Here is a 1507-nt window from a genome sequence, read left to right on the forward strand (position 1 = left end):
AGATACTGTTGAAAAACTCTGCTTGAGCGATGCTTTGGCTGCTGATTCAATTCTCTTGAGTTGCAGGAGAGTTGCTGATGATGGGACCGAGGCAAGTTGCGCAGGGTGCGCTGTTCTACGAGTTCAGTATTGAGGATCACGTTCCGACGGATCACCTTTTGCGCGCGATCGACCGGTTTGTAGACCTTGTTGACATGCGCCGACATCTCGCGCCGTTCTACAGTTCAACAGGCAGGCCCTCGGTTGATCCCGAGCTGATGATCCGAATGCTGATTGTGGGCTATGCCTTCGGTATCCGGTCAGAGCGGCGGCTGTGTGAAGAGGTGCATCTGAATCTGGCGTATCGCTGGTTCTGTCGCCTCGATCTGGCCGATCCGGTGCCCGATCATTCCACCTTTTCCAAGAACCGACATGGACGTTTCCGGGACAGCAACCTCTTCCGGCATCTGTTCGAGCAGGTGCTGGCGCGCTGCATTGCCGAGGGACTGGTCGGCGGCGAGAGCTTTGGAGCAGATGCTTCGCTCATCAAGGCTGATGCCAGCCGCTATACGAAGGTGGACTTCTCGGAATGGTCTGCAGCAGATGCTGCAAACCGGGCGACGCAGGAATACCTTGATACGCTCGATGATGCGGCCTTCGGCGCTGCGACACCGGTAAAGCCGAAGGCGATCTCGCCCGCCGACCCGGCCGCGCGGTTGACCGGAGCCAATGGCGACAGGCCCTTCTTTGCCTACAGCACCAACTACCTGGTCGATCTGGACCATGCGATCATCGTCGATGTCGAAGCGACTGCGCCGATACGTCAGGCGGAAGTGGGTGCCGTGCGAGACATGCTGGTGAGAACCCAAGACCGTTTCGACCTGCACCCATGGCTGCTGGCCGCAGACACGGCCTATGGTGCGGCGGAGATGCTTGGCTGGCTTGTGAAAGAGCAAGGTATCGAACCCCACATCCCGGTCTTCGACAAGTCCGAGCGCAAGGACGGCGCGTTTCCTGCCACCGACTTCACCTACGATCCGGACACCGATGCTTACAAATGTCCCGGCGGGAAGGAGCTGAAGCCGTACTGGCGGAACATCTCAAAGGGGCGCCCGGCGTTCGGCAAGGATGGCTTCAAGAAATACTACGCCCGGAAACAGGAATGCGCGGCGTGTCCGCTGAAGCCCCGATGCACGCCCAACCAGGCGACCCGGAAAATCGCCCGATCCAGGCATGAAGACGCCCGCCAAAAAGCACGGGATATCGCGAAGACCGATGCCTATGTCGTCTCCAGCTACGCCAGAAAGAAGGTAGAGATGCTCTTCGCCCACCTCAAACGCATCATCGGCCTCGACCGCCTCCGCCTTAGAGGACCAAACGGCGCCAAGGATGAGTTCCACCTCGCAGCAACAGTCCAGAACCTCCGCAAACTTGCAAAGCTCAGACCAATCTCGGCGTGAAGAGCCGAGCAGGAAGACTTCAGCCGCTATTTCCGCCGCGCTTACACATCGACTTTTTCAACAGCATC

At 58.7% G+C, this 1507-nt stretch carries 1 protein-coding gene; it reads left to right on the top strand.

Features of this window, described 5'->3' with window-relative positions:
• The first annotated feature begins 77 nt into the window (after positions 1-77).
• On the top strand, positions 78-1439 hold the full coding sequence (locus tag AC2FLU_RS16745) for an IS1182 family transposase (protein WP_209505932.1): 1362 nt from the start codon (positions 78-80) through the stop codon (positions 1437-1439).
• The last annotated feature ends 68 nt before the right edge of the window (positions 1440-1507 follow it).

It is taken from the genome of Ruegeria sp. SAZD013 (assembly GCF_059612525.1).